The 20,777-nt window shown below is 55.6% G+C and carries 19 protein-coding genes; 8 read left to right on the top strand and 11 right to left on the bottom strand.

Annotated elements, in window-relative coordinates:
- Positions 1–5: 5 nt before the first annotated feature.
- The 6 genes from ispU to rpsB form a co-directional block, all read right to left on the bottom strand.
- Positions 6–764 carry a (2E,6E)-farnesyl-diphosphate-specific ditrans,polycis-undecaprenyl-diphosphate synthase gene (gene ispU / locus ABFV38_RS04025; protein WP_047651476.1) on the bottom strand — a complete coding sequence of 253 codons (759 nt, stop codon included), beginning with the start codon at positions 762–764 and terminating at the stop codon, positions 6–8.
- Between the two features lie 186 nt (positions 765–950).
- Positions 951–2,150 carry a 1-deoxy-D-xylulose-5-phosphate reductoisomerase gene (gene ispC, locus ABFV38_RS04020; RefSeq protein ID WP_348958557.1) on the bottom strand — a complete coding sequence of 400 codons (1,200 nt, stop codon included), beginning with the start codon at positions 2,148–2,150 and terminating at the stop codon, positions 951–953.
- A 93-nt stretch (positions 2,151–2,243) separates the two neighbouring features.
- Positions 2,244–2,801, bottom strand: a complete 558-nt coding sequence (frr, locus tag ABFV38_RS04015) for a ribosome recycling factor (RefSeq protein WP_008501909.1) — start codon at positions 2,799–2,801, stop codon at positions 2,244–2,246.
- A 167-nt stretch (positions 2,802–2,968) separates the two neighbouring features.
- On the bottom strand, positions 2,969–3,694 hold the full coding sequence (pyrH, locus tag ABFV38_RS04010) for a UMP kinase (RefSeq protein ID WP_234084214.1): 726 nt from the start codon (positions 3,692–3,694) through the stop codon (positions 2,969–2,971).
- A gap of 150 nt (positions 3,695–3,844) precedes the next feature.
- Complete coding sequence (gene tsf / locus ABFV38_RS04005) at positions 3,845–4,696, bottom strand: translation elongation factor Ts (RefSeq protein WP_014830708.1); 852 nt, start codon at positions 4,694–4,696, stop codon at positions 3,845–3,847.
- Positions 4,697–4,813: 117 nt separating this feature from the next.
- Positions 4,814–5,539, bottom strand: a complete 726-nt coding sequence (gene rpsB / locus ABFV38_RS04000) for a 30S ribosomal protein S2 (protein ID WP_013095653.1) — start codon at positions 5,537–5,539, stop codon at positions 4,814–4,816.
- A 321-nt stretch (positions 5,540–5,860) separates the two neighbouring features.
- Here rpsB and map point away from each other — a divergent pair, with 321 nt between their 5' ends.
- The 4 genes from map to ABFV38_RS03980 all read left to right on the top strand — a co-directional run bounded on the left by map (position 5,861) and on the right by ABFV38_RS03980 (position 10,752).
- The gene (map, locus tag ABFV38_RS03995; protein ID WP_045907833.1) at positions 5,861–6,655 is read left to right on the top strand and encodes a type I methionyl aminopeptidase; all 795 of its coding nucleotides are present in this window, start codon (positions 5,861–5,863) and stop codon (positions 6,653–6,655) included.
- A 63-nt stretch (positions 6,656–6,718) separates the two neighbouring features.
- Complete coding sequence (gene glnD / locus ABFV38_RS03990) at positions 6,719–9,394, top strand: bifunctional uridylyltransferase/uridylyl-removing protein GlnD (RefSeq protein WP_053077067.1); 2,676 nt, start codon at positions 6,719–6,721, stop codon at positions 9,392–9,394.
- 32 nt (positions 9,395–9,426) lie between these two features.
- Entirely contained in the window at positions 9,427–10,251 is an 825-nt protein-coding gene (dapD, locus tag ABFV38_RS03985) for a 2,3,4,5-tetrahydropyridine-2,6-dicarboxylate N-succinyltransferase (RefSeq protein WP_008501915.1), read from the top strand.
- Positions 10,252–10,362: 111 nt separating this feature from the next.
- On the top strand, positions 10,363–10,752 hold the full coding sequence (locus ABFV38_RS03980) for a DUF3461 family protein (RefSeq protein WP_008501916.1): 390 nt from the start codon (positions 10,363–10,365) through the stop codon (positions 10,750–10,752).
- Positions 10,753–10,811: 59 nt separating this feature from the next.
- Here ABFV38_RS03980 and cdaR read toward each other — a convergent pair whose 3' ends face one another.
- The 3 genes from cdaR to dgt all read right to left on the bottom strand — a co-directional run bounded on the left by cdaR (position 10,812) and on the right by dgt (position 15,198).
- Positions 10,812–11,969, bottom strand: coding sequence for a DNA-binding transcriptional regulator CdaR (cdaR, locus tag ABFV38_RS03975; protein ID WP_008501917.1), 1,158 nt, complete (start codon positions 11,967–11,969; stop codon positions 10,812–10,814).
- Between the two features lie 146 nt (positions 11,970–12,115).
- On the bottom strand, positions 12,116–13,552 hold the full coding sequence (degP, locus tag ABFV38_RS03970; RefSeq protein WP_025756813.1) for a serine endoprotease DegP: 1,437 nt from the start codon (positions 13,550–13,552) through the stop codon (positions 12,116–12,118).
- A 131-nt stretch (positions 13,553–13,683) separates the two neighbouring features.
- Complete coding sequence (dgt, locus tag ABFV38_RS03965; protein ID WP_048225692.1) at positions 13,684–15,198, bottom strand: dGTPase; 1,515 nt, start codon at positions 15,196–15,198, stop codon at positions 13,684–13,686.
- An 82-nt stretch (positions 15,199–15,280) separates the two neighbouring features.
- Between dgt and mtnN the strand changes: the two genes are divergently transcribed.
- The 3 genes from mtnN to ABFV38_RS03950 are packed head-to-tail and all read left to right on the top strand — an operon-like array spanning position 15,281 to position 17,423.
- A complete protein-coding gene (gene mtnN, locus ABFV38_RS03960; protein ID WP_008501920.1) occupies positions 15,281–15,979 on the top strand; it encodes a 5'-methylthioadenosine/S-adenosylhomocysteine nucleosidase in 699 nt (232 codons plus the stop codon).
- Complete coding sequence (btuF, locus tag ABFV38_RS03955; protein WP_048028455.1) at positions 15,972–16,772, top strand: vitamin B12 ABC transporter substrate-binding protein BtuF; 801 nt, start codon at positions 15,972–15,974, stop codon at positions 16,770–16,772. Before mtnN ends, btuF begins: the two co-directional genes overlap by 8 nt.
- A 27-nt stretch (positions 16,773–16,799) precedes the next feature.
- Positions 16,800–17,423 carry a TRIC cation channel family protein gene (locus ABFV38_RS03950; RefSeq protein WP_045907828.1) on the top strand — a complete coding sequence of 208 codons (624 nt, stop codon included), beginning with the start codon at positions 16,800–16,802 and terminating at the stop codon, positions 17,421–17,423.
- A gap of 58 nt (positions 17,424–17,481) precedes the next feature.
- Here ABFV38_RS03950 and erpA read toward each other — a convergent pair whose 3' ends face one another.
- Both erpA and clcA read right to left on the bottom strand, forming a co-directional pair.
- Positions 17,482–17,826 carry an iron-sulfur cluster insertion protein ErpA gene (gene erpA / locus ABFV38_RS03945; RefSeq protein WP_013095643.1) on the bottom strand — a complete coding sequence of 115 codons (345 nt, stop codon included), beginning with the start codon at positions 17,824–17,826 and terminating at the stop codon, positions 17,482–17,484.
- Positions 17,827–17,911: 85 nt separating this feature from the next.
- A complete protein-coding gene (clcA, locus tag ABFV38_RS03940; RefSeq protein ID WP_045907827.1) occupies positions 17,912–19,312 on the bottom strand; it encodes a H(+)/Cl(-) exchange transporter ClcA in 1,401 nt (466 codons plus the stop codon).
- A 177-nt stretch (positions 19,313–19,489) separates the two neighbouring features.
- Between clcA and hemL the strand changes: the two genes are divergently transcribed.
- Positions 19,490–20,770, top strand: coding sequence for a glutamate-1-semialdehyde 2,1-aminomutase (gene hemL, locus ABFV38_RS03935; protein WP_348958552.1), 1,281 nt, complete (start codon positions 19,490–19,492; stop codon positions 20,768–20,770).
- The last annotated feature ends 7 nt before the right edge of the window (positions 20,771–20,777 follow it).

Below are 20,777 nucleotides of genomic sequence, written 5' to 3'. Positions count from 1 at the left end.
CCCCATCAGGCGTTATCGCCACCAGGCTCGGTGCCGCCGAAACGACGCTCTCGATTGGCAAAGGCATGCAGCGCACCTTCAAAGTCTTGTTCATCAAAATCGGGCCAAAGAACATCCGTAAAGTAAAGTTCAGCATAGGCAATTTGCCATATCAAAAAGTTACTTATGCGATGTTCCCCCCCTGTCCTAATTACCAAATCCACAGGTGCCTGTTCATTCATGCAGATTTGCTTGCTCAGCGCCTCTTCATCAATTTGGTCGGGTCTCAACAGCCCTTCCTGAACCTGTTCGGCCAGATGCCGAACGCCCTGGATAATATCCCAGCGTCCGCCGTAATTCGCCGCAATATTCAACGTCAGACCGGTATTATTTTCCGTCAGCGCTTCTGCTTTGCGAATCCGTTCCTGCAAACGTGAGTTAAAACGACTGGTATCGCCAATGATACGCAGGCGGACGTTGTGGCGGTGCAGGCTTTTTACTTCGCTGTCTAGCGCCCACACAAACAATTCCATCAACGCAGTCACTTCCTGCAGTGGTCGATTCCAGTTTTCACTGCTAAAAGCATAGAGCGTTAACGCATCAATGCCGTTATTGGCGGCAAAAGAAACGGCGCGGCGAACAGATTTCGCCCCAGCTTTATGCCCAAAGGCTCGTATTTTCCCTTGTCTTTTCGCCCAGCGACCATTGCCATCCATAATGATTGCTACATGACGGCAGCCATGCGCTGGCAAGTTTTCGCTTATTGGTTGATTCGCAGACAACATAACGCGTTTTTTGTCCCTGAAAAGGATTTAACGGTACTCAGGAATACTGAAGCCGATACATAAAAAAGCCGTGTCAAACCACGGCTCACCTGACCACGTAAAGTCAAATACCTGCGATCAGGTGGCGCAGACTATATCACTGAAGCCCAACGCTAACAAATAGCACGACGACTAGTGGTTGCTTTATCACCAGCTTGCGAGACGTGTCACCTGTTGGCGCGCAATATTACGCGCAGCTGCATCCACCGCCAGCACCTCTTCAACGCTCTGTGGTTCGCGCAAATCCATCATCTCCAGTACCGCTAAATTCAACGCCGCGATATCGGTAAAACGAATTTGCTGATTCAGAAATGCTTCAACGGTAATTTCATTGGCTGCATTCAGTGCCGTTGTCGCCGCCTGCCCCTGGTCAAAGGCCGTCATCGCAAGCTTCAGACAAGGGTAACGGTCGTAGTCTGGCTCACTGAACGTCAGGGAACTTAGCTTGCAGAAATCAAGCGGCTTCACGCCGGACTTCACTCGATTCGGCCACGCCATGGAATGGGCAATTGGCGTACGCATATCCGGTTCGCCCAACTGCGCCAGCACGCTGCCATCCTGATAACGCACCATCGAATGAATCACCGATTGTGGGTGAATCAGTACTTCCATCTGTTTCGCTGACGCATTGAACAGCCAGCGCGCTTCAATGTATTCCAGACCTTTGTTCATCATGGTGGCAGAGTCAACGGAGATTTTACGCCCCATCGACCAGTTCGGATGACGGCACGCCTGATCCGGCGTCATGGCACGCAGTTCAGACAGTGGCGTTTCACGGAACGGGCCACCAGACCCGGTAAGCAGAATAGACACGACGCCATTCTGCTCCAGGTCAGCGTACCCCAGGTTCTGTTGAAAAGGTTGCGGTAAACTCTGAAAAATCGCGTTGTGCTCGCTGTCGACCGGCAAAAGACGAGCGCCGCGCTGCTTCACCGCCTCCATAAACAGGCGTCCGCAGGTCACCAGCGACTCTTTATTGGCCAGCAGAACGTCCTTACCGGCATCAATCGCGGCAAGCGTCGGCAATAATCCTGCCGCCCCGACGATGGCCGCCATCACCTGATCCACGTCATCCAGCGCCGCCATTTCGCAGGCCGCCTGTTGACCACTCAGCACCTCGGTTCGGCTGCCCTTCTCAAGCAGCTGTGCTTTCAACAGGCGCGCGCTCTCTTCGTCATCCATCACCGCATAGCGGGGCGTAAACTCCAGGCACTGCTCAACCATTCGCTGCACATTCTTACCGGCCACCAGCGCTGTCACGGTGTAAAGTTCAGGATTATGGCGAACGACGTCGAGAGTACTGCAACCGATAGAGCCGGTTGAGCCGAGGAGTGTTAAATGCTTCATGAGATGCCCGAAAAGTTAGACCAGATAAAAGCAAAACGCCGCCAGCAAGACCCTAAGTCTCTCTGAACGGCGTTTATCAGTGTACGACAGAAATCAGAACTGCATCAGTTCCGCTTCTTTATCTGCCAGCGCCGCATCAATTTTCTTGATGGCAGCGTCAGTCATTTTTTGAATGTCGTCCTGGGAACGACGATCGTCATCTTCACTGATCTCTTTTTCTTTCAGCAGCGCTTTGACTTTATCGTTCGCGTCGCGGCGAACGTTACGCACGGAGACACGCCCCTGCTCAGCTTCGCCACGCACCACTTTGATCAGGTCTTTACGACGCTCTTCGGTCAGCGGTGGCAGTGGAACGCGGATGTCAGCACCCGCAGAGCTTGGGTTCAGACCGAGGTCAGACGCCATGATCGCTTTCTCAACCGCCGGGCCCATAGAACGATCGAATACGTTGATTTTCAGCGTACGGGTATCTTCTACCGTCACGCTCGCCAGCTGACGCAGAGGGGTTGGCGTACCGTAGTACTCGACGATGATGCCATCCAGCAGGCTTGGGGAAGCACGGCCAGTACGGATTTTGCTGATTTGGGTTTTGAACGCTTCTACGCATTTTTCCATGCGTACTTCAGCATCTTTTCTGATGTCGTTAATCACGTTACGAATCCTTGAAAACTTGTCTCAGGCAGACTATCCGCCAGCACAGCGCTACAGGTGTGCTAAGTATAGTCGCGTTTAATTCATGACAACGCCAAAGGCGCGCCCGGGTAAGATACCACTACAAAATAAAGCGGAATCTTACCTGTATTTATCGTCAACGGAAATTATTCCGTGATCAAAGTGCCTTCTTTTTCGCCCATGACCACGCGACGCAGTGCGCCAGGTTTGTTCATGTTGAAGACACGGATCGGCAGTTTGTGGTCACGAGCCAGCGTGAAGGCGGCAAGATCCATCACTTTCAGCTCTTTATCCAGCACTTCGCTGTAGCTCAGCTGTTCGTACATGGTTGCAGACGGATCTTTTGCCGGGTCGGCAGTAAACACGCCATCGACTTTGGTCGCTTTCAGTACCACATCAGCTTCGATCTCGATACCGCGCAGGCAGGCAGCGGAATCGGTCGTAAAGAACGGGTTACCCGTACCGGCGGAGAGGATCACCACGCGGTTGTTGCGCAGCAGGCTGATAGCTTCTGCCCAACTGTAATTATCGCATACGCCATTCAGGGGGATCGCGGACATCAGGCGGGCGTTCACATAGGCGCGATGGAGCGCATCACGCATCGCCAGGCCATTCATCACGGTTGCCAGCATACCCATGTGGTCGCCCACAACGCGGTTCATCCCCGCTTTCGCCAGACCAGCACCACGGAAAAGGTTGCCACCGCCAATGACCACGCCAACCTGGATGCCCAGTTCGACCAGTTCTTTGATTTCCTGTGCCATGCGATCAAGGATGCTTGCGTCAATACCGAAGCCTTCCGATCCCTGCAGCGCTTCGCCACTCAGCTTAAGCAGAATGCGTTTGTACACGGGTTTTGCATTGGTAGCCATGTTTCTTTCCTGAGACTGTCAACGATTAAGATGGGGGTTAATTCTGGCGACATGATATGCCGCAAATCAGTACAGCGATACTGGAGCCTGTCTGATTTCCTGTGACGGGTGACAAAAAGAAGCCGCCCTCAGGCGGCTCCTTTTCAATCATTAAGACTGCTTGGACATTGCAGCAACTTCTGCTGCGAAGTCAGTCTCAACTTTCTCGATGCCTTCGCCCACTTCGAAGCGGATGAAGCCAGTTACGTCAGCGTTGTGCTCTTTCAGCAGCTGAGCAACAGACTTGCTTGGATCCATAACGAATGGCTGGCCAGTCAGAGAAACTTCGCCGGTGAATTTCTTCATGCGGCCTTCAACCATTTTCTCTGCGATTTCTTTTGGTTTACCAGACTGCATCGCGATGTCCAGCTGAACCTGGTACTCTTTCTCTACCACTTCAGCAGACACGTCTTCTGGCTTAACGAATTCTGGCTTGCTTGCAGCGATGTGCATTGCCAGCTGTTTAACCAGCTCTTCGTCAGCGCCTTTAGCCGCAACCAGAACACCGATACGTGCACCGTGCTGGTAAGAGCCCAGAACGTCGCCTTCCAGAGAAGCAACGCGACGGATGTTGATGTTCTCACCGATTTTAGCAACCAGCGCAACACGTTCTTCTTCGAACTGTGCTTTCAGAACTTCAACGTCAGTGATTTTGCCAGCAACCGCTGCGTCCAGAACTTTGTTAGCAAATGCCTGGAAACCACCATCTTTAGCAACGAAGTCAGTCTGGCAGTTAACTTCCAGAATGATGCCGTAGGTGCCGTCGATTTTAGTGATGATCACGCCGTCAGCAGCAACGTTGCCTGCTTTTTTAGCTGCTTTGATCGCACCGGATTTACGCATGTTTTCGATTGCCAGCTCGATGTCGCCGTTCGCTTCAGTCAGCGCTTTTTTGCAATCCATCATGCCTGCGCCAGTACGCTCGCGCAGCTCTTTTACCAGGGATGCGGTAATTTCAGCCATTCTTAAATCCTCGGGAGATGTGAACTGCCCGGCCGGGGGCCAAACAGTGTAAATTGAAAAAAGGGGCCGGTAATGGGCCCCTATTCATACACGGTACTAATAAGGGGTAAAACCTTATTATTCAGCTTCTACGAAGCTTTCTTCCGCCTGAGAAGCCAGATCCTGGGAACGGCCTTCACGAACGGTAGCAGCTACAGCGCTCAGGTACAGGCTAACAGCACGGATTGCGTCGTCGTTACCCGGGATAACGAAGTCAACACCGTCCGGATCGGAGTTGGTATCAACGATAGCGAATACCGGGATACCCAGGTTGTTAGCTTCTTTGATTGCGATGTGCTCGTGGTCTGCATCGATTACGAACAGCGCGTCTGGCAGGCCGCCCATATCTTTGATACCGCCCAGGCTGTTTTCCAGCTTGTCCAGTTCACGAGTGCGCATCAGCGCTTCTTTCTTAGTCAGCTTGTCGAAAGTACCGTCCTGAGACTGGGTTTCCAGATCTTTCAGGCGCTTGATGGACTGACGAACAGTTTTCCAGTTGGTCAGCATGCCGCCCAACCAGCGATGGTTCACGAAGAACTGGTCGCAGCTGTTAGCAGCATCTTTCACAGCTTCGCTTGCAGCGCGCTTAGTACCAACGAACAGAATCTTACCTTTACGGGAAGCGATCTTGTTCAGCTCAGCCAGGGCTTCGTTGAACATTGGTACCGTTTTCTCAAGGTTGATGATGTGAACTTTGTTACGTGCGCCGAAGATGAAAGGCTTCATTTTCGGGTTCCAGTAACGGGTCTGGTGACCAAAGTGAACACCAGCCTTGAGCATGTCGCGCATGGAAACAGTTGCCATGTTTAAAACCTCTATATTGAAAGTTGGGGTTATGCCTCCACGTATCCCATATTACCGACCCCGAAGGGCACCCCGGAATATGTGCCGATACGTGTGTGTTGTTACACAAAGTGAGATTTGTCGCTCCCGTCCAGCCTGTGTATCTGAGATGGATCGGAAGTCCGGCGCGCTTTATACCACAAAACACGACCAGAAACCAACAGTTGTTGGCGGAGTGTGCTGTTAATGATTCTCAATTTGGCACGAAGCGTGCCTGACTGATACCATTGACGACACTTAGACTAGTATTGTCGAAAAAATCGACACCGATGGACAGATTACATGGCTATCTCTATTAAGACACCTGAAGAAATTGAAAAGATGCGCATCGCCGGTCGTCTGGCCGCGGAAGTGCTGGAAATGATCGAGCCGTTCGTGAAGCCGGGCGTCAGCACCGGTGAACTGGACCGCATCTGTAACGACTATATCGTGAACGAGCAGCACGCGGTTTCCGCCTGCCTCGGCTACCACGGTTTCCCGAAATCCGTCTGCATCTCTATTAATGAAGTGGTGTGTCACGGTATTCCGGACGATGAAAAACTGCTGAAAGACGGCGACATCGTTAACATCGACGTGACCGTCATTAAAGACGAGTACCACGGTGACACCTCAAAAATGTTCATCGTTGGCAAGCCGACCATTCTTGGCGAGCGTCTGTGCAAAGTGACGCAAGAGAGCCTCTACCTGGCGCTGAAAATGGTGAAACCGGGTATTCGCCTGCGCACCATCGGTGCGGCAATCCAGAAATTTGTCGAAGCAGAAGGGTTCTCCGTGGTGCGCGAGTACTGCGGTCACGGCATTGGTCGCGTCTTCCACGAAGAGCCGCAGGTTCTGCACTATGATGCCGATGACGGCGGCGTGGTGCTGCAAAAAGGCATGACCTTTACCATTGAGCCAATGGTCAACGCGGGTGATTACCGCATCCGGACCATGAAAGACGGCTGGACGGTGAAAACCAAAGACAGAAGCTTGTCTGCGCAATACGAGCATACTATTGTGGTAACAGACAACGGCTGCGAAATTATGACGTTGCGCAAGGATGACACCATCCCGGCGATACTGACGCACGACGAATGATAAAAAAGCCGGCAAATGCCGGCTTTTTTAATGGCTATAGCTTTTTCTTATGGGTGGCGCACGATGAGTAATCTTTTACCCGAACAGTATGCTAACACAGCCCTTCCCACCCTCCCCGACCAGCCCGATAACCCGGGCGTCTGGCCGCAGCACGAGCTGACCTGTGCCGGCATCAAGGCGCACATGGATGTCTTTCACCGCTGGCTGGGCAGCGCATTTGATGCGGGCATATCGGCAGAACAGCTGATTGAGGCGCGCACCGAATTTATCGACCAGCTGCTGCAGCGTCTGTGGATCGATTATGGGTTTGGACAAATCAGCGATGTTGCGCTGGTTGCCGTCGGAGGCTATGGCCGCGGTGAGCTGCATCCGCTTTCCGATATCGATCTCCTGATCTTAAGCCGCAAAAAGCTGCCGGACGAACAGGCGCAAAAAATCGGCGAGCTGCTGACCCTGCTCTGGGACGTAAAGCTGGAAGTCGGCCACAGCGTGCGTACCCTGGAAGAGTGTCTGCTGGAAGGGCTGTCGGACCTGACCGTCGCCACCAACCTGATTGAAACCCGCCTGCTGATTGGCGACGTCGCGCTGTTCCTGGAGCTGCAAAAACACATCTTCAGCGACGGCTTCTGGCCGTCAGAAAAGTTCTTCGCCGCGAAGGTCGAGGAGCAAAACCAGCGCCACCAGCGCTACCACGGCACCAGCTATAACCTTGAGCCTGACATTAAAAGCAGCCCCGGCGGCCTGCGCGACATCCACACGCTACAGTGGGTCGCCCGACGCCATTTTGGCGCCACCTCGCTGGACGAGATGGTTGGCTTCGGCTTTTTAACCGAGGCGGAGCGTAACGAGCTTAACGAGTGTCTGCACCTGCTCTGGCGCATCCGCTTTGCCCTGCATCTGGAAGTTACGCGCTACGATAACCGTCTGCTGTTTGACCGCCAGCTCAGCGTGGCGCAGCGCCTGAATTACCAGGGCGAGGGTAACGAGCCGGTTGAGCACATGATGAAAGATTTCTTCCGCGTCACCCGCCGGGTGACCGAGCTGAACCAGATGCTGTTGCAGCTGTTCGACGAGGCCATTCTGGCCCTGACGGCCGACGAAAAGCCGCGCCCGATTGATGACGAATTCCAGCTGCGCGGCACGCTTATCGATCTCCGCGACGAAACGCTGTTTATCCGCGAGCCGGAAGCGATTCTGCGGATGTTCTATACCATGGTGCGCAACAGCACCATCACCGGGATCTACTCCACCACCCTGCGCCATCTGCGCCACGCGCGCCGCCATTTGACGGAGCCGCTGTGCTATATCCCGGAAGCCCGTTCGCTGTTCCTGAGCATGCTCCGCCACCCGGGTGCCGTCAGTCGCGGCCTGCTGCCGATGCACCGTCACAGCGTGCTGTGGGCCTATATGCCGCAGTGGTCGCACATCGTCGGGCAGATGCAGTTCGATCTGTTCCACGCCTACACGGTGGATGAACACACGATCCGCGTGATGCTCAAGCTGGAAAGCTTTGCGAAAGAAGAGACGCGCTCCCGCCACCCGCTGTGCGTCGAGCTGTGGCCGCGCCTGACCCATCCGGAGCTGATCCTGATTGCCGCCCTGTTCCACGACATCGCCAAAGGTCGCGGCGGCGACCACTCGGTGCTCGGCGCGCAAGACGTGCTGAAATTTGCCGAGCTGCACGGCCTGAACTCACGTGAAACGCAGCTGGTGGCCTGGCTGGTGCGCCATCACCTGCTGATGTCGGTCACCGCCCAGCGCCGTGACATTCAGGACCCGGAAGTCATAAAACAGTTCGCCGAAGAGGTCCAGACGGAAAACCGCCTGCGCTATCTGGTCTGCCTGACGGTGGCCGATATCTGCGCCACCAACGAAACGTTATGGAACAGCTGGAAGCAGAGCCTGCTGCGCGAGCTGTACTTCGCCACCGAAAAACAGCTGCGTCGCGGGATGCAGAACACGCCGGATATGCGCGAGCGCGTGCGTCACCACCAGCTGCAGGCGCTGGCGCTGCTGCGGATGGATAACATTGATGAAGAGGCGCTACATCAGATTTGGGCCCGCTGCCGCGCCAACTATTTTGTCCGCCACAGCCCAAACCAGCTTGCGTGGCACGCGCGGCATCTGCTCAAGCACGATCTGTCCCAGCCGATGATCCTGCTGAGCCCGCAGGCCACCCGCGGCGGGACGGAGATTTTCATCTGGAGCCCGGACCGCCCTTATCTGTTTGCTGCGGTCTGCGCCGAGCTGGACAGGCGTAATTTGAGCGTGCACGACGCGCAGATTTTCACCACCCGCGACGGCATGGCAATGGACACCTTTATTGTGCTGGAGCCGGACGGCAGCCCGCTGTCGTCAGACAGGCATGAAGGGATACGTTTTGGTCTGGAGCAGGCGATCACCCAGCGCAGCTGGCAACCCCCGCAGCCGCGTCGCCAGCCGGCGAAATTGCGCCACTTCACCGTGGATACCGAGGTCAATTTCCTGCCCACCCACACCGATCGTAAATCGTTCCTTGAGCTGATCGCGCTCGACCAGCCGGGGCTGCTCGCCCGCGTCGGCCAGGTTTTTGCCGATCTGGGAATTTCGCTTCATGGAGCCCGAATTACAACCATTGGCGAGCGAGTAGAAGATTTATTTATAATCGCCACCGCCGACCGGCGTGCCCTTAATAATGACCTGCAGCTTGAAGTGCAACAACGGTTGACAGCAGCCCTCAATCCAAACGATAAAGGGTGATATGTTTTTTAGTGAAATGGAAAGAGTAAACAATGCAGCAGTTACAGAACGTTATTGAGTCCGCTTTTGAGCGTCGCGCCGAGATTACCCCGGCAAATGTGGATACCGTGACCCGTGAAGCGGTAAACCAGGTGATTTCCCTGCTGGATTCCGGCGCGCTGCGCGTGGCAGAAAAAATCGACGGTCAGTGGGTCACTCATCAATGGCTGAAGAAAGCCGTGCTGCTCTCTTTCCGCATCAACGATAACCAGGTTATCGACGGAGCAGAAAGCCGCTACTTCGATAAAGTGCCAATGAAGTTCGCTGACTACGACGAAGCGCGTTTCCAGAAAGAAGGTTTCCGCGTGGTACCGCCTGCGGCAGTGCGCCAGGGCGCCTTCATCGCACGTAATACCGTGCTGATGCCATCCTACGTGAACATCGGTGCCTACGTTGACGAAGGCACCATGGTTGACACCTGGGCGACTGTTGGCTCATGCGCGCAGATCGGTAAAAACGTTCACCTGTCCGGCGGCGTGGGCATCGGTGGTGTTCTGGAGCCACTGCAGGCTAACCCGACCATCATCGAAGACAACTGCTTCATCGGCGCGCGCTCTGAAGTGGTTGAAGGCGTGATCGTTGAAGAAGGCTCCGTGATCTCCATGGGCGTTTACATCGGTCAGAGCACCCGTATTTACGACCGTGAAACCGGCGAAGTTCACTACGGTCGCGTTCCGGCGGGCTCCGTGGTGGTTTCCGGCAACCTGCCGTCAAAAGATGGTAAATACAGCCTGTACTGTGCGGTTATCGTGAAGAAAGTGGATGCGAAAACGCGCGGTAAAGTGGGCATCAACGAGTTGCTGCGCACCATCGATTAATCGGGTATAACAAAAAGCGGGGGCAACCCCGCTTTTTTTGTATCTGAGAGTGGCGAAAATAGATTTTTTCGTTAATTATTCAAAGGTTATGTTGAGATCAAGGGTACCGCTATGTACGATAATCTGAAAAGTCTGGGCATTACCAATCCTGATGAAATTGATCGTTACAGCCTCCGTCAGGAAGCCAATAACGATATTCTGAAAATCTATTTTCACAAGGACAAAGGAGAGTTTTTCGCCAAAAGCGTGAAGTTTAAATATCCACGCCAGCGTAAGACCGTTGTTGCTGACGGTGTAGGACAGGGATACAAAGAAGTACAGGAAATCAGCCCTAACCTGCGCTATGTGATCGATGAACTCGATCAGATCTGCCAGCGCGACCGCACCGAAGTCGATCTCAAGCGTAAGATCCTTGACGATCTGCGTCACCTTGAAAGCGTTGTGACCAATAAGATCAGCGAGATTGAAGCGGATCTTGAGAAGTTAACCCGCAACAAATAAGTTGAGTGCGGCCTGATGCCCTCACCCCGGCCCTCTCCCACAGGGAGAGGGTGAAACCCTTATCGCTGTTCATCCAACTGCAGCGCCACATACAGCAGCAGCCTGTCGTCGAAATTGCCCAGATCCAGCCCCGTCAGCTCTGAAATTCGGTTTAACCGATACTCCAGGGTATTGCGGTGGATAAACAGCGCTTTTGACGTCGCCAGCGGCTGCACGTTATGACGGAACCACGCCTGCAGCGTTCGGCGCAGCAGGCCGTTATTGTCCATGGCTTTCAGGCGCGCCAGTGGCCGCGCCAGCTCATTGGCCTGCCAGCCACCGCGCAGGCTGTCGAGCAGCACCGGCAGCATCAGGTCCTGATAGAAATAACTGCGGCTTTCCGGCATTCGCTGCTTGCCCACCATCATGGTGGTGCGCGCGGTTCGCCAGGAGCGGGCGATACTGCCCGGACCGGTAAAATAGTTGCCCAGCGCAACGCGAAAACGCAGCTGACCATTCTCCTTCATCCGGGAGATCAGCTGCTCCACGCGACGGCGATGATCGTCCGCATCCCAGCGGCCAAACGCATTGAGCGCCGGTTTGAGCACCACCATCTCCGTCAGAGAGACGATCGCCACCAGGTTATCGCGCTCCGGCGTCGCCAGTGCATTTTGCAGCTGCTGCAGCTCGGCCATCGCGCTGTCTACGCCCAGCTGGCCGCTGTCGACCTCAATGACCGCCACCACGCGCGGCTGGTTCAGATCGATCCCCAGACGCTGCGCCCATTCACTGAGCGCAGGCGTATGCTCTTCCGCCTGAATAAGGTTCATCACCAGCTCCTCACGCAGGCGGCTGTCCTGAGCGAGCAGGTGCATCAGGCGCGACTGCTCGAGCATCATCTCCGCCGTCATGCAGACCAGCTCACCGTATTTTCGCAGTGACTCGGGCTCGCCGGTGAGACCGATGACCCCCACAATCTCGCCTTCAAGGCGCAGCGGTAAATTGATGCCCTGACGGACACCGTGCAGGTGTTTCGCTACCGCATCGTCGATATCGACCACGCGCCCCTGGGAGAGCACCAGCAGCGCGCCTTCGTGCAATTCACCAATACGCTCGCGATCGCCGCTGCCAATAATGCGCCCGCGGGCATCCATTACGTTGATATTGGTATCAATGATGCGCATGGTGCGCGCCACGATATCCTGCGCCATTTTGGTATCAAGATGCCAGCCAGCCATAGAACCCTCCTGTGAGCAGAGCTCAAGCATAGGGATGTTCAGCGACGGCTGCATTGTGCGAATGCACAAAGAGAGAGGAAGAAGTATGGACTTGTGGGAAGGGTCACAGAAACGAGAAAGCCCCTGCGAACAGGGGCTTCAGAGGATTACTGCATCAGCAGGTAAATAGAGGTATCACCACGCTGGATATTCAGCGCCAGCACGGAAGGCTTGCTGTCGAGAATTTTACGCAGTTCAGCGATATTTTTCACCGGCTGCTGGTTAGCGCCCATGATCACATCGCCTTTCTTGAGGCCGATACGGGCTGCCGGTGAATTCGCTTTCACGTTGTTCACCACCACGCCTTTGTCTGCGCCTTTGTTGCTCATCTCGGCACCTTCAATCCCGCTGAAGATGGTGCTGGAGTCCACCTGATTCTGGCTGCTCTGCTGCAGCTCCAGGCTCACGTTAACCGCTTTACCGTCGCGCAGCAGACCAAGGGTCACTTTGCTGCCGATAGGCATAGAGCCGACTTCCGCACGCAGGGCGGCAAAGCTGCTGATCGGTTTACCGTTCAGGGAGGTGATCACATCCCCCGCTTTAATGCCCGCTTTAGCGGCAGAGGAGTTCGGCATCACCTGGCTGACGAATGCCCCGCGCTGGGCGTCAACCTTCATCGCCTTCGCCAGTTCGGAGTTCAGTTCCGTACCCAGGATACCCAGCTCACCGCGTTTCACCTGGCCATACTGCACCATCTGCGCGGTCAGGTTTTTCACCATGTTACTTGGGATAGCAAAACCGATCCCGATATTGCCGCCGTCCGGGGCAAGGATCGCGGTGTTGATACCGATCAGTTCGCCGTTCAGGTTGACCAGCGCACCGCCGGAGTTACCGCGGTTGATCGCCGCATCCGTCTGGATGAAGTTCTCATAGTTCTCGGCATTGAGGCCGCTACGGCCCAGCGCAGAGACGATACCCGAGGTCACGGTTTCACCCAGACCGAACGGGTTACCGATCGCCACGGTATAGTCGCCCACGCGCAGCGCGTCGGAGTCGGCAATTTTAATCGCCGTCAGGTTTTTCGGATCCTGAATCTGGATCAGCGCAATGTCAGAACGCGGGTCTTTGCCGACCACTTTGGCGTCGAACTTACGGCCATCGCTCAGCTGAACCTTAATGCTGTTCGCGTTATCGACAACGTGGTTGTTGGTAACGACGTAGCCTTTCGCTGCATCAATGATTACCCCCGAGCCAAGCGCCATGAATTTCTGCTGCTGGCCGCCGCCCTGGCTGTCATCCCCTGCGCCACCACCCTGACAGAACGGAGAGCTCTGGAATGGCGAACCGTCCTGGCAGAACGGCGAGTTGTCGCCGAAGAACTGCTGGAAGTTACGCGGCATGCGCGGCGTATTGACGGTCGTGCTACCCTCAACGTTAATACTCACCACCGATGGCATCACTTTTTCGAGCATCGGTGCCAGGCTTGGCATCTGCTGCGCGGTTGCTGCCGACGACGCGGTCTCGGCTGCAGTAGCAGTCAGAGGAGACAGCGCTAAACCTAAACTCAGAGCCAGTGCACTCATTGCTAATGTGGTTTTTTTCATGTTTCTCAATCTCGATTTACAGGTAACGCAAAATTGCTGTGTAACTCAGATTCGTTTTATACCGCTTAGTTCCGGCGATAAGTTTATGGAAAAGGTAAAAATTTATTGGCCGTCTTTACAAAACTCAGGCGTTATTCCACCGCCATCAGCTTGCGATATTCATCCCAGGCATACAAATCCGTCATGCCGCTGATATAGTCCTGGATAAGACGGCAGCGATAATAATATTCCATCACCGGCCACTGGGGGGAATGGCGATCCAGCTTGCCAATCGCTTCGACATACGCCAGACGGTGTCGGGTAGAGAGTTTCTGATAAAGTCGGGATTCGATGGGGATGCGGCGCACGCGCTCGTGTTCCACCAGCTCGCTGAATTCGTCAACGGACAGCTGGAGCAGCGGGGCATAAATTTCCAGTAACCCGCTGATCACCCGGTAGCCCTGCAGCTCTAACTGTTCGACATCCGGATGGCTGAAGACATGCCGCATCGCCACATGTTTATAAAGCTCGAGGAGCTGGCTGAAGCTGCTGTCATCTTCCAGCAACGCGTGGTTGAATTCCCCGTTGAAAATCAACGGCAAATTATCAATAAAGCGCGACGCCGCGTACGGCACCAGCTTATTTAATGTATTGACCCGCAAATACATAAAGAACTGATCTTCCGTACTGCGGCTTAATGTATTTGAGCGCGATTTATCCCAGGCATTTTCGACAACCTGCGCAAACAGCGAGCCTTTTTCATGGGTGCCCCAGGCCGTATAAAGATGCTGATAAAGCTCCTCGACGCTGAAGATTCTTTTCTCAACCGCGTCTTCCAGATCGGCCACGCAATAGGAAATATCATCGGCGGCTTCCATAATCCAGGTCAATGGAAAGCGGCCGTTTGGCGTCAATGAAAGTTCTTTACGTAGCCGTTCAATATAGGCCTCTTCGGAAAGATAATAGCCCGGTTTTTTCATTAAATAACTGTGGGACGCGGGCGTCTCCCCCATCCACCACGCGGGGCGCGTATATTTCAGAATGCAGCCGACCTGTGCCCAGGTCAGGTTCATACGCATCAGGGAGTGGACCAGCCGGATCCCCTGCGCATTGCCCTCAAAATGACAGAGATCCTGGCGCACCTTGCGGCGCAAATCGTTCAGCCCCTCTTCGCCTTCACGCAGGCGTAAATCGCGTACGATGCAGCGGTCGTCGCTCAGCGGCTGGCTTACCGCATCCGAAGGGTAGAGCCGTTGTTTAAACCAGTCATTGATTGCCGCCTCACCAAAATGACCGAAAGGCGGGTTGCCGATGTCATGCATCAGGCAGGCCATCTCAACGATGCTCTCAAAAGGCCCCGTCAGCTCGTCCAGACCATAGGTTTCCAGCAAGCGCTGCTCTTTGAGACGGCTCAAAATCTCTTTGGCTATATAGCGCCCGACCTGCTGCACCTCCATAGAGTGGGTTAAGCGCGTGCGCACTGCGGCGTTACGCTCCAGCGGAAAGACCTGGGTTTTTTGCTGCAGACGGCGGATGGCGGGCGAGTTAATGATCCGCCCGCGATCGCTTTCGAAGATACGCAGGATCTCATGTTCGCTCTTGTCGCCCTGCGGCGAACGGAAACGTCGGTGCCAGTTAATTTTGGTGCGAAAATCGATTGGTGACATGTGCTCCCCCGCGTGAGAATGCGTTTCCCCTTAACCGCATGATAGACTATGCATCTTAACAAGGCACATCGCGAGTAAATCTATGAAAATCGGCATTATTGGTGCAATGGAAGAAGAAGTTACGCTCCTGCGTGACAAAATTGAGAACCGTCAGACCCTCTCTCTGGGGGGTTGTGAGATCTATACCGGTCAGCTAAACGGTGTTGACGTGGCTCTGCTGAAATCAGGCATCGGTAAAGTCGCTGCGGCGCTGGGTGCCACCCTGCTGCTTGAGCGCTGCAAGCCGGACGTGATCGTGAATACCGGCTCTGCGGGCGGCCTGGCGCCGACGCTGAAGGTGGGGGACATCGTTGTTTCCGACGAAGCGCGTTACCACGATGCTGACGTCACCGCGTTCGGTTATGAGTACGGCCAGCTTCCGGGCTGCCCGGCAGGGTTTAAAGCGGACGACAAACTGATTGCGGCGGCAGAGACCTGCATTGCGGAGCTCAACCTCAACGCGGTACGCGGTCTGATTGTTAGCGGTGATGCGTTCATCAATGGTTCCGTGGGTCTGGCGAAAATCCGTCATAACTTCCCTCAGGCGGTGGCCGTTGAGATGGAAGCGACTGCGATTGCGCACGTTTGCCATAACTTCAACGTACCGTTCGTGGTGGTTCGCGCCATCTCTGACGTGGCAGACCAGCAGTCCCACATCAGCTTCGACGAGTTCCTGACCGTTGCGGCAAAACAGTCCACCGTGATGGTGGAACGCCTGGTGCAGAATCTGGCACGTGGCTAAACATCCCCTCAGGGCGCTTGCCGCCCTGCTTCTGCTCGCCCCGCTGTGGCTCTATGCTGTACCGCGCGTGATTACGCTCTCTCCCGCCAATACGGAGCTGGCGTTTGCCGCCGGCATTACGCCCGTCGGCGTGAGCAGCTTTTCCGATTATCCGCCGCAGGCCGCGGGGATTGAGCAAGTGGCTACCTGGCAAGGGATGAACCTTGAGCGCATCGTGGCGCTGAAACCGGATCTCGTGCTGGCCTGGCGTGGCGGCAACGCCGAGCGCCAGGTCAACCAGCTCACTTCCCTTGGCATAAAGGTCATGTGGATTGATGCCGTCAGCATTGAACAGGTCGCACAGGCGCTACGCGCCCTGGCACCCTATAGCCCTACGCCCCAAAAAGCCGAGGCTGCGGCGAAACAGATGCTGAGCGACTATGCCGCGCTGAAATCCCGATACGATACCCCTGTTAAAAAGCGCATCTTCCTGCAGTTTGGCAGCCAGCCGCTGTTCACCACCGGAAAAGGGTCGATTCAAAACCAGGTACTGGAAGTTTGTGGCGGTGAAAACATCTTTGCAGCCAGCCGGGTGCCGTGGCCTCAGGTAAGCCGTGAGCAGGTTCTGGCGCGCCAGCCACAGGCCATCGTCGTGGTCGGAAATGCGAGTGAAATTCCCAAAATTGAGCAATTCTGGCAAAAGCAGCTAAAAATACCGGTAATACCCCTCAACAGCGACTGGTTTGAACGCGCCAGCCCGCGTATTATCCTCGCCGCAAAACAGCTCTGTGCCGCGCTGGCAGAGAGTCACTAACATAAGACCCTTTTCGAGGATTTAACGATGCTCGTTTATTGGCTGGATATTCTTGGCACAGCCGTTTTTGCTATCTCCGGCGTCCTGCTCGCCGGAAAACTACGCATGGATCCGTTTGGCGTGCTGGTGCTGGGCGTAGTAACCGCCGTGGGCGGCGGGACAATCCGCGATATGGCGCTGGCCAATGGCCCGGTGTTTTGGGTGAAAGATCCGACCGATCTGGTGGTCGCGATGGTCACCTGCCTGTTAACCATAGTGCTGGTTCGCCAGCCCCGCCGATTACCAAAATGGATATTGCCGGTACTGGATGCCGTCGGTCTGGCCGTGTTTGTCGGTATTGGCGTCAATAAGGCGTTTAATGCGGGCACCGGTCCGATGGTGGCGATCTGCATGGGCGTATTAACCGGCGTAGGCGGCGGGATCATTCGCGACATTCTGGCGCGTGAGGTGCCGATGATCCTGCGTACTGAAATTTACGCGACGGCTTGTATCGCGGGCGGCATTGTCCATGCGACCGCGTACTACACGTTTGCCCTTCCGCTGGAAAACGCCGCGATGCTGGGGATGGTCGTGACGCTGGTGATACGTTTAGCGGCGATACGCTGGCACCTGAAGTTGCCGACGTTTGCGCTGGATGAAAATTCAAGATAGGCGTCGTTTATAAGCCCGGTGGCGCTTCGCTTACCGGGCCTACAATCCGCATTCAGGCTTAAATGCTGAACGAAGAACCACACCCGCAGGTGCTTGTTGCGTTCGGGTTGGTGACCACAAAGCGCGAACCTTCCAGACCCTCGGTGTAATCCACCGAACCGCCCACCAGATATTGCAGGCTCATCGGGTCAACCACCAGCGCAACGCCCTGTTTCTCGATGGTCATATCGCCATCGTTAACCTGATCGTCAAAGGTAAAACCGTACTGGAAGCCGCTGCAGCCGCCGCCGGTAATATAGACACGCAGTTTCAGATCCGGATTGTCTTCGTCGGCAATCAGGGTTTTCACTTTGTTGGCTGCTGCTTCGGTAAACTCCAGCGGCAACGCTACATCATCACTCATCTTATGCTCCCATGAATACTGCTACTGCTATTGGGTAAAATTCACCCAATTCTTTGTGTCATTATCTAATACCCTGGTAATTCATTCAAGTATTCTGCGTTGCGGCCCGCTCCGCCTCTTGTTTTGCCAGAGTACGTGCAAGAATGGTGGAGTATAGCGGTTTTCCACCCAGGAACTGGGCTAATAGTGTCGCGCCGAGACAGGTAATGATCATTGGCAAAATGAGCTGGTAATTATCCGTCATCTCCAGCACCAGCACGATCCCGGTCAATGGCGCGCGCAGGGAGGCGGCAAGCAGCGCGCCCATTCCGGCCACCGCAAAGGTCCCGGCGTCAAGGTGATAGGCGGGAAAGCCCGCTTCCGCCGCCATACCAAACGCGGTGCCCAGCAAGGTTCCCAGCGCCAGCATCGGGGCAAATATCCCACCGGGCGCGCCGGAGGAAAAACAGAGCACCGTCGTGATGACGCGGGAGATAAACATAAACAGCAGCAGACCCACGCTAAAGTTCCCCGCCGCCGCAATGGGGATCAGCCCGAACCCGCCGCCTGCGGCATTCGGCTCGATAAACCCGAGCACGCCGCAGATTCCGCCCAGCAGGCCGCCCATCAGCACCCATTTGGTCGTATTCCCACCGTGAATACGCTGGAACATATCCTGAGCGCGTAGGATAAAGGTGTTAAACAGCGGCCCCACCACGCCAAAAATCATGCCGAGGATCAGGTAAAGCCACAGGGTGTTCACCGGCGCGTTGGTCAGTTTACCCACCTCAATGACCGCCCCTTCGCCATTAAAGAGGCGAAACACGATGCTCGACATAATGACGCCGGTAAACACCGCTTTAATGGAGATCAGGTTGTAGCGAAACTGCGCGCGCATCTCTTCGATGATAAACAAAATGCCCGCCAGCGGCGCGTTAAAGGCCGCCGACAGCCCCGCCGCCGCACCGGTTGCCAGCAGCGTATGGCGCGCTTCGGCGCTGCGCATCCGAAACAGATCGCCCACCATGCGGCCGACGTTCCCGCCCAACTGAACCGTAGGCCCTTCCCGGCCAAGAACCATCCCCGCGCCCAGCGTACCCATGCCACCGATAAATTTCACCGGGATGACACGCCACCAGCGCACTGGACGCAGCTCCTCCAGGGCCCCTTCAATTTCCGGGATGCCGGACCCGCCCGCCTCCGGCGCAAATTTACGCACCAGGAAATACCCCACCATGGCAAACAGCGCCGACAGCCCGAACGCCGCAACCCAGACCAGCCATCGGCTGTCGGCGAAACCGGCCACGGTTCCCACTCGCCAGTTGAGCACGGCATTAACCGCTTTTTCAAATGCCACGCCCACCAGACCGGCGAGTGTTCCCACCACGGCAGCGGCCAGCAGGATCGCCAGCGGCGTTTTATCGCGATTGAGCAGCCGTCGAATACTGATTCGATGCTGGGCACGCGTAAACTGTTGTTCTTCAAAAGACGGAGAATCTGATTTCATGTCCTGTACTTATTCGTCATACAAAAAGCCGCGAGGATTTTACCAGAGACAGTCCCACCGTCTCCTGAAAATTACTTAACAAATCTTAAAGCATTACCCGGCTAAAAATTTCATAACCTTCCCCGAATCACTTAGAATAGTGGGCTTAATCATTTTATACGAACCAGGAACGACGCCATGAGCAAGTCTGAAAACCTCTACAGTGCAGCCCGCGAGCTTATTCCGGGTGGCGTGAACTCACCTGTGCGCGCCTTTACCGGCGTGGGCGGCACGCCGCTGTTTATCGAACGTGCTGACGGCGCGTATCTGTATGATGTCGATGGCAAAGCCTATATCGATTATGTCGGCTCCTGGGGCCCGATGGTGCTGGGACACAACCACCCGGCCATTCGTAACGCGGTGATTGAAGCCGCTCAGCGCGGCCTGAGCTTCGGTGCGCCAACCGAAATGGAAGTGAAAATGGCGGAGCTGGTCACCGAGCTGGTCCCGACCATGGACATGGTGCGCATGGTGAACTCCGGTACCGAAGCGACCATGAGCGCCATCCGCCTGGCGCGCGGCTTTACCGGTCGCGACAAGATTATCAAGTTTGAGGGTTGCTACCACGGTCATGCGGACTGCCTGCTGGTGAAAGCGGGTTCCGGCGCGCTGACGCTCGGCCAGCCAAACTCGCCTGGCGTGCCTGCGGATTTCGCGAAGCATACCCTGACCTGTACCTACAACGATCTGAACACCGTTCGCGCGGCGTTCGAGCAGTATCCGCAGGAGATCGCCTGCATCATCGTTGAGCCGGTTGCGGGCAACATGAACTGCATTCCACCGCAGCCTGATTTCCTGCCGGGCCTGCGTGCCCTGTGCGATGAGTTCGGTGCGCTGCTGATCATCGATGAAGTGATGACCGGCTTCCGCGTAGCGCTGGCGGGCGCCCAGTCTTACTACGGCGTCGAGCCGGACCTGACCTGCCTGGGTAAAATCATCGGCGGCGGCATGCCGGTCGGCGCATTCGGTGGGCGTAAGGACGTCATGGAAGCGCTGGCACCCACCGGCCCGGTTTACCAGGCGGGCACGCTCTCCGGTAACCCTATCGCGATGGCGGCGGGCTTTGCTTGCCTGACCGAAGTGGCTCAGCCAGGCATCCATGAAACCCTGACCGACCGGACCACGCAACTGGCAAACGGCCTGCTGGAAGCGGCAGAGGAAGCCGGTATTCCGCTGGTGGTTAACCACGTGGGCGGCATGTTCGGGATCTTCTTCACCGAGGCGGAAACCGTGACCTGCTATCAGGACGTGGTGAAGTGCGACGTTGAACGCTTCAAGCGCTTCTTCCACCTGATGCTGGAAGAAGGCGTGTACCTGGCACCGTCAGCGTTCGAAGCGGGCTTTATGTCCGTGGCGCACAGTGAAGAAGATATCAATAACACCATTGACGCGGCGCGTAAGGTGTTTGCGAAACTGTAAGGGCATT

This window comes from Enterobacter cloacae complex sp. Mu1197 (assembly GCF_040059225.1).
GTDB lineage: Bacteria > Pseudomonadota > Gammaproteobacteria > Enterobacterales > Enterobacteriaceae > Enterobacter > Enterobacter quasiroggenkampii.
This window is presented reverse-complemented; position numbering and strand designations above follow the sequence as displayed.

What these genes read in the sequence shown, in the direction of transcription:
- ispU (WP_047651476.1), bottom strand. Translation starts at nt 764, where the DNA reads ATGTTGTCTGCGAATCAACCAATAAGCGAAAACTTGCCAGCGCATGGC.
- ispC (WP_348958557.1), bottom strand. Translation starts at nt 2,150, where the DNA reads ATGAAGCATTTAACACTCCTCGGCTCAACCGGCTCTATCGGTTGCAGT.
- pyrH (WP_234084214.1), bottom strand. Translation starts at nt 3,694, where the DNA reads ATGGCTACCAATGCAAAACCCGTGTACAAACGCATTCTGCTTAAGCTG.
- tsf (WP_014830708.1), bottom strand. Translation starts at nt 4,696, where the DNA reads ATGGCTGAAATTACCGCATCCCTGGTAAAAGAGCTGCGCGAGCGTACT.
- rpsB (WP_013095653.1), bottom strand. Translation starts at nt 5,539, where the DNA reads ATGGCAACTGTTTCCATGCGCGACATGCTCAAGGCTGGTGTTCACTTT.
- map (WP_045907833.1), top strand. Translation starts at nt 5,861, where the DNA reads ATGGCTATCTCTATTAAGACACCTGAAGAAATTGAAAAGATGCGCATC.
- glnD (WP_053077067.1), top strand. Translation starts at nt 6,719, where the DNA reads ATGAGTAATCTTTTACCCGAACAGTATGCTAACACAGCCCTTCCCACC.
- dapD (WP_008501915.1), top strand. Translation starts at nt 9,427, where the DNA reads ATGCAGCAGTTACAGAACGTTATTGAGTCCGCTTTTGAGCGTCGCGCC.
- ABFV38_RS03980 (WP_008501916.1), top strand. Translation starts at nt 10,363, where the DNA reads ATGTACGATAATCTGAAAAGTCTGGGCATTACCAATCCTGATGAAATT.
- cdaR (WP_008501917.1), bottom strand. Translation starts at nt 11,969, where the DNA reads ATGGCTGGCTGGCATCTTGATACCAAAATGGCGCAGGATATCGTGGCG.
- degP (WP_025756813.1), bottom strand. Translation starts at nt 13,552, where the DNA reads ATGAAAAAAACCACATTAGCAATGAGTGCACTGGCTCTGAGTTTAGGT.
- dgt (WP_048225692.1), bottom strand. Translation starts at nt 15,198, where the DNA reads ATGTCACCAATCGATTTTCGCACCAAAATTAACTGGCACCGACGTTTC.
- mtnN (WP_008501920.1), top strand. Translation starts at nt 15,281, where the DNA reads ATGAAAATCGGCATTATTGGTGCAATGGAAGAAGAAGTTACGCTCCTG.
- ABFV38_RS03950 (WP_045907828.1), top strand. Translation starts at nt 16,800, where the DNA reads ATGCTCGTTTATTGGCTGGATATTCTTGGCACAGCCGTTTTTGCTATC.
- erpA (WP_013095643.1), bottom strand. Translation starts at nt 17,826, where the DNA reads ATGAGTGATGATGTAGCGTTGCCGCTGGAGTTTACCGAAGCAGCAGCC.
- clcA (WP_045907827.1), bottom strand. Translation starts at nt 19,312, where the DNA reads ATGAAATCAGATTCTCCGTCTTTTGAAGAACAACAGTTTACGCGTGCC.
- hemL (WP_348958552.1), top strand. Translation starts at nt 19,490, where the DNA reads ATGAGCAAGTCTGAAAACCTCTACAGTGCAGCCCGCGAGCTTATTCCG.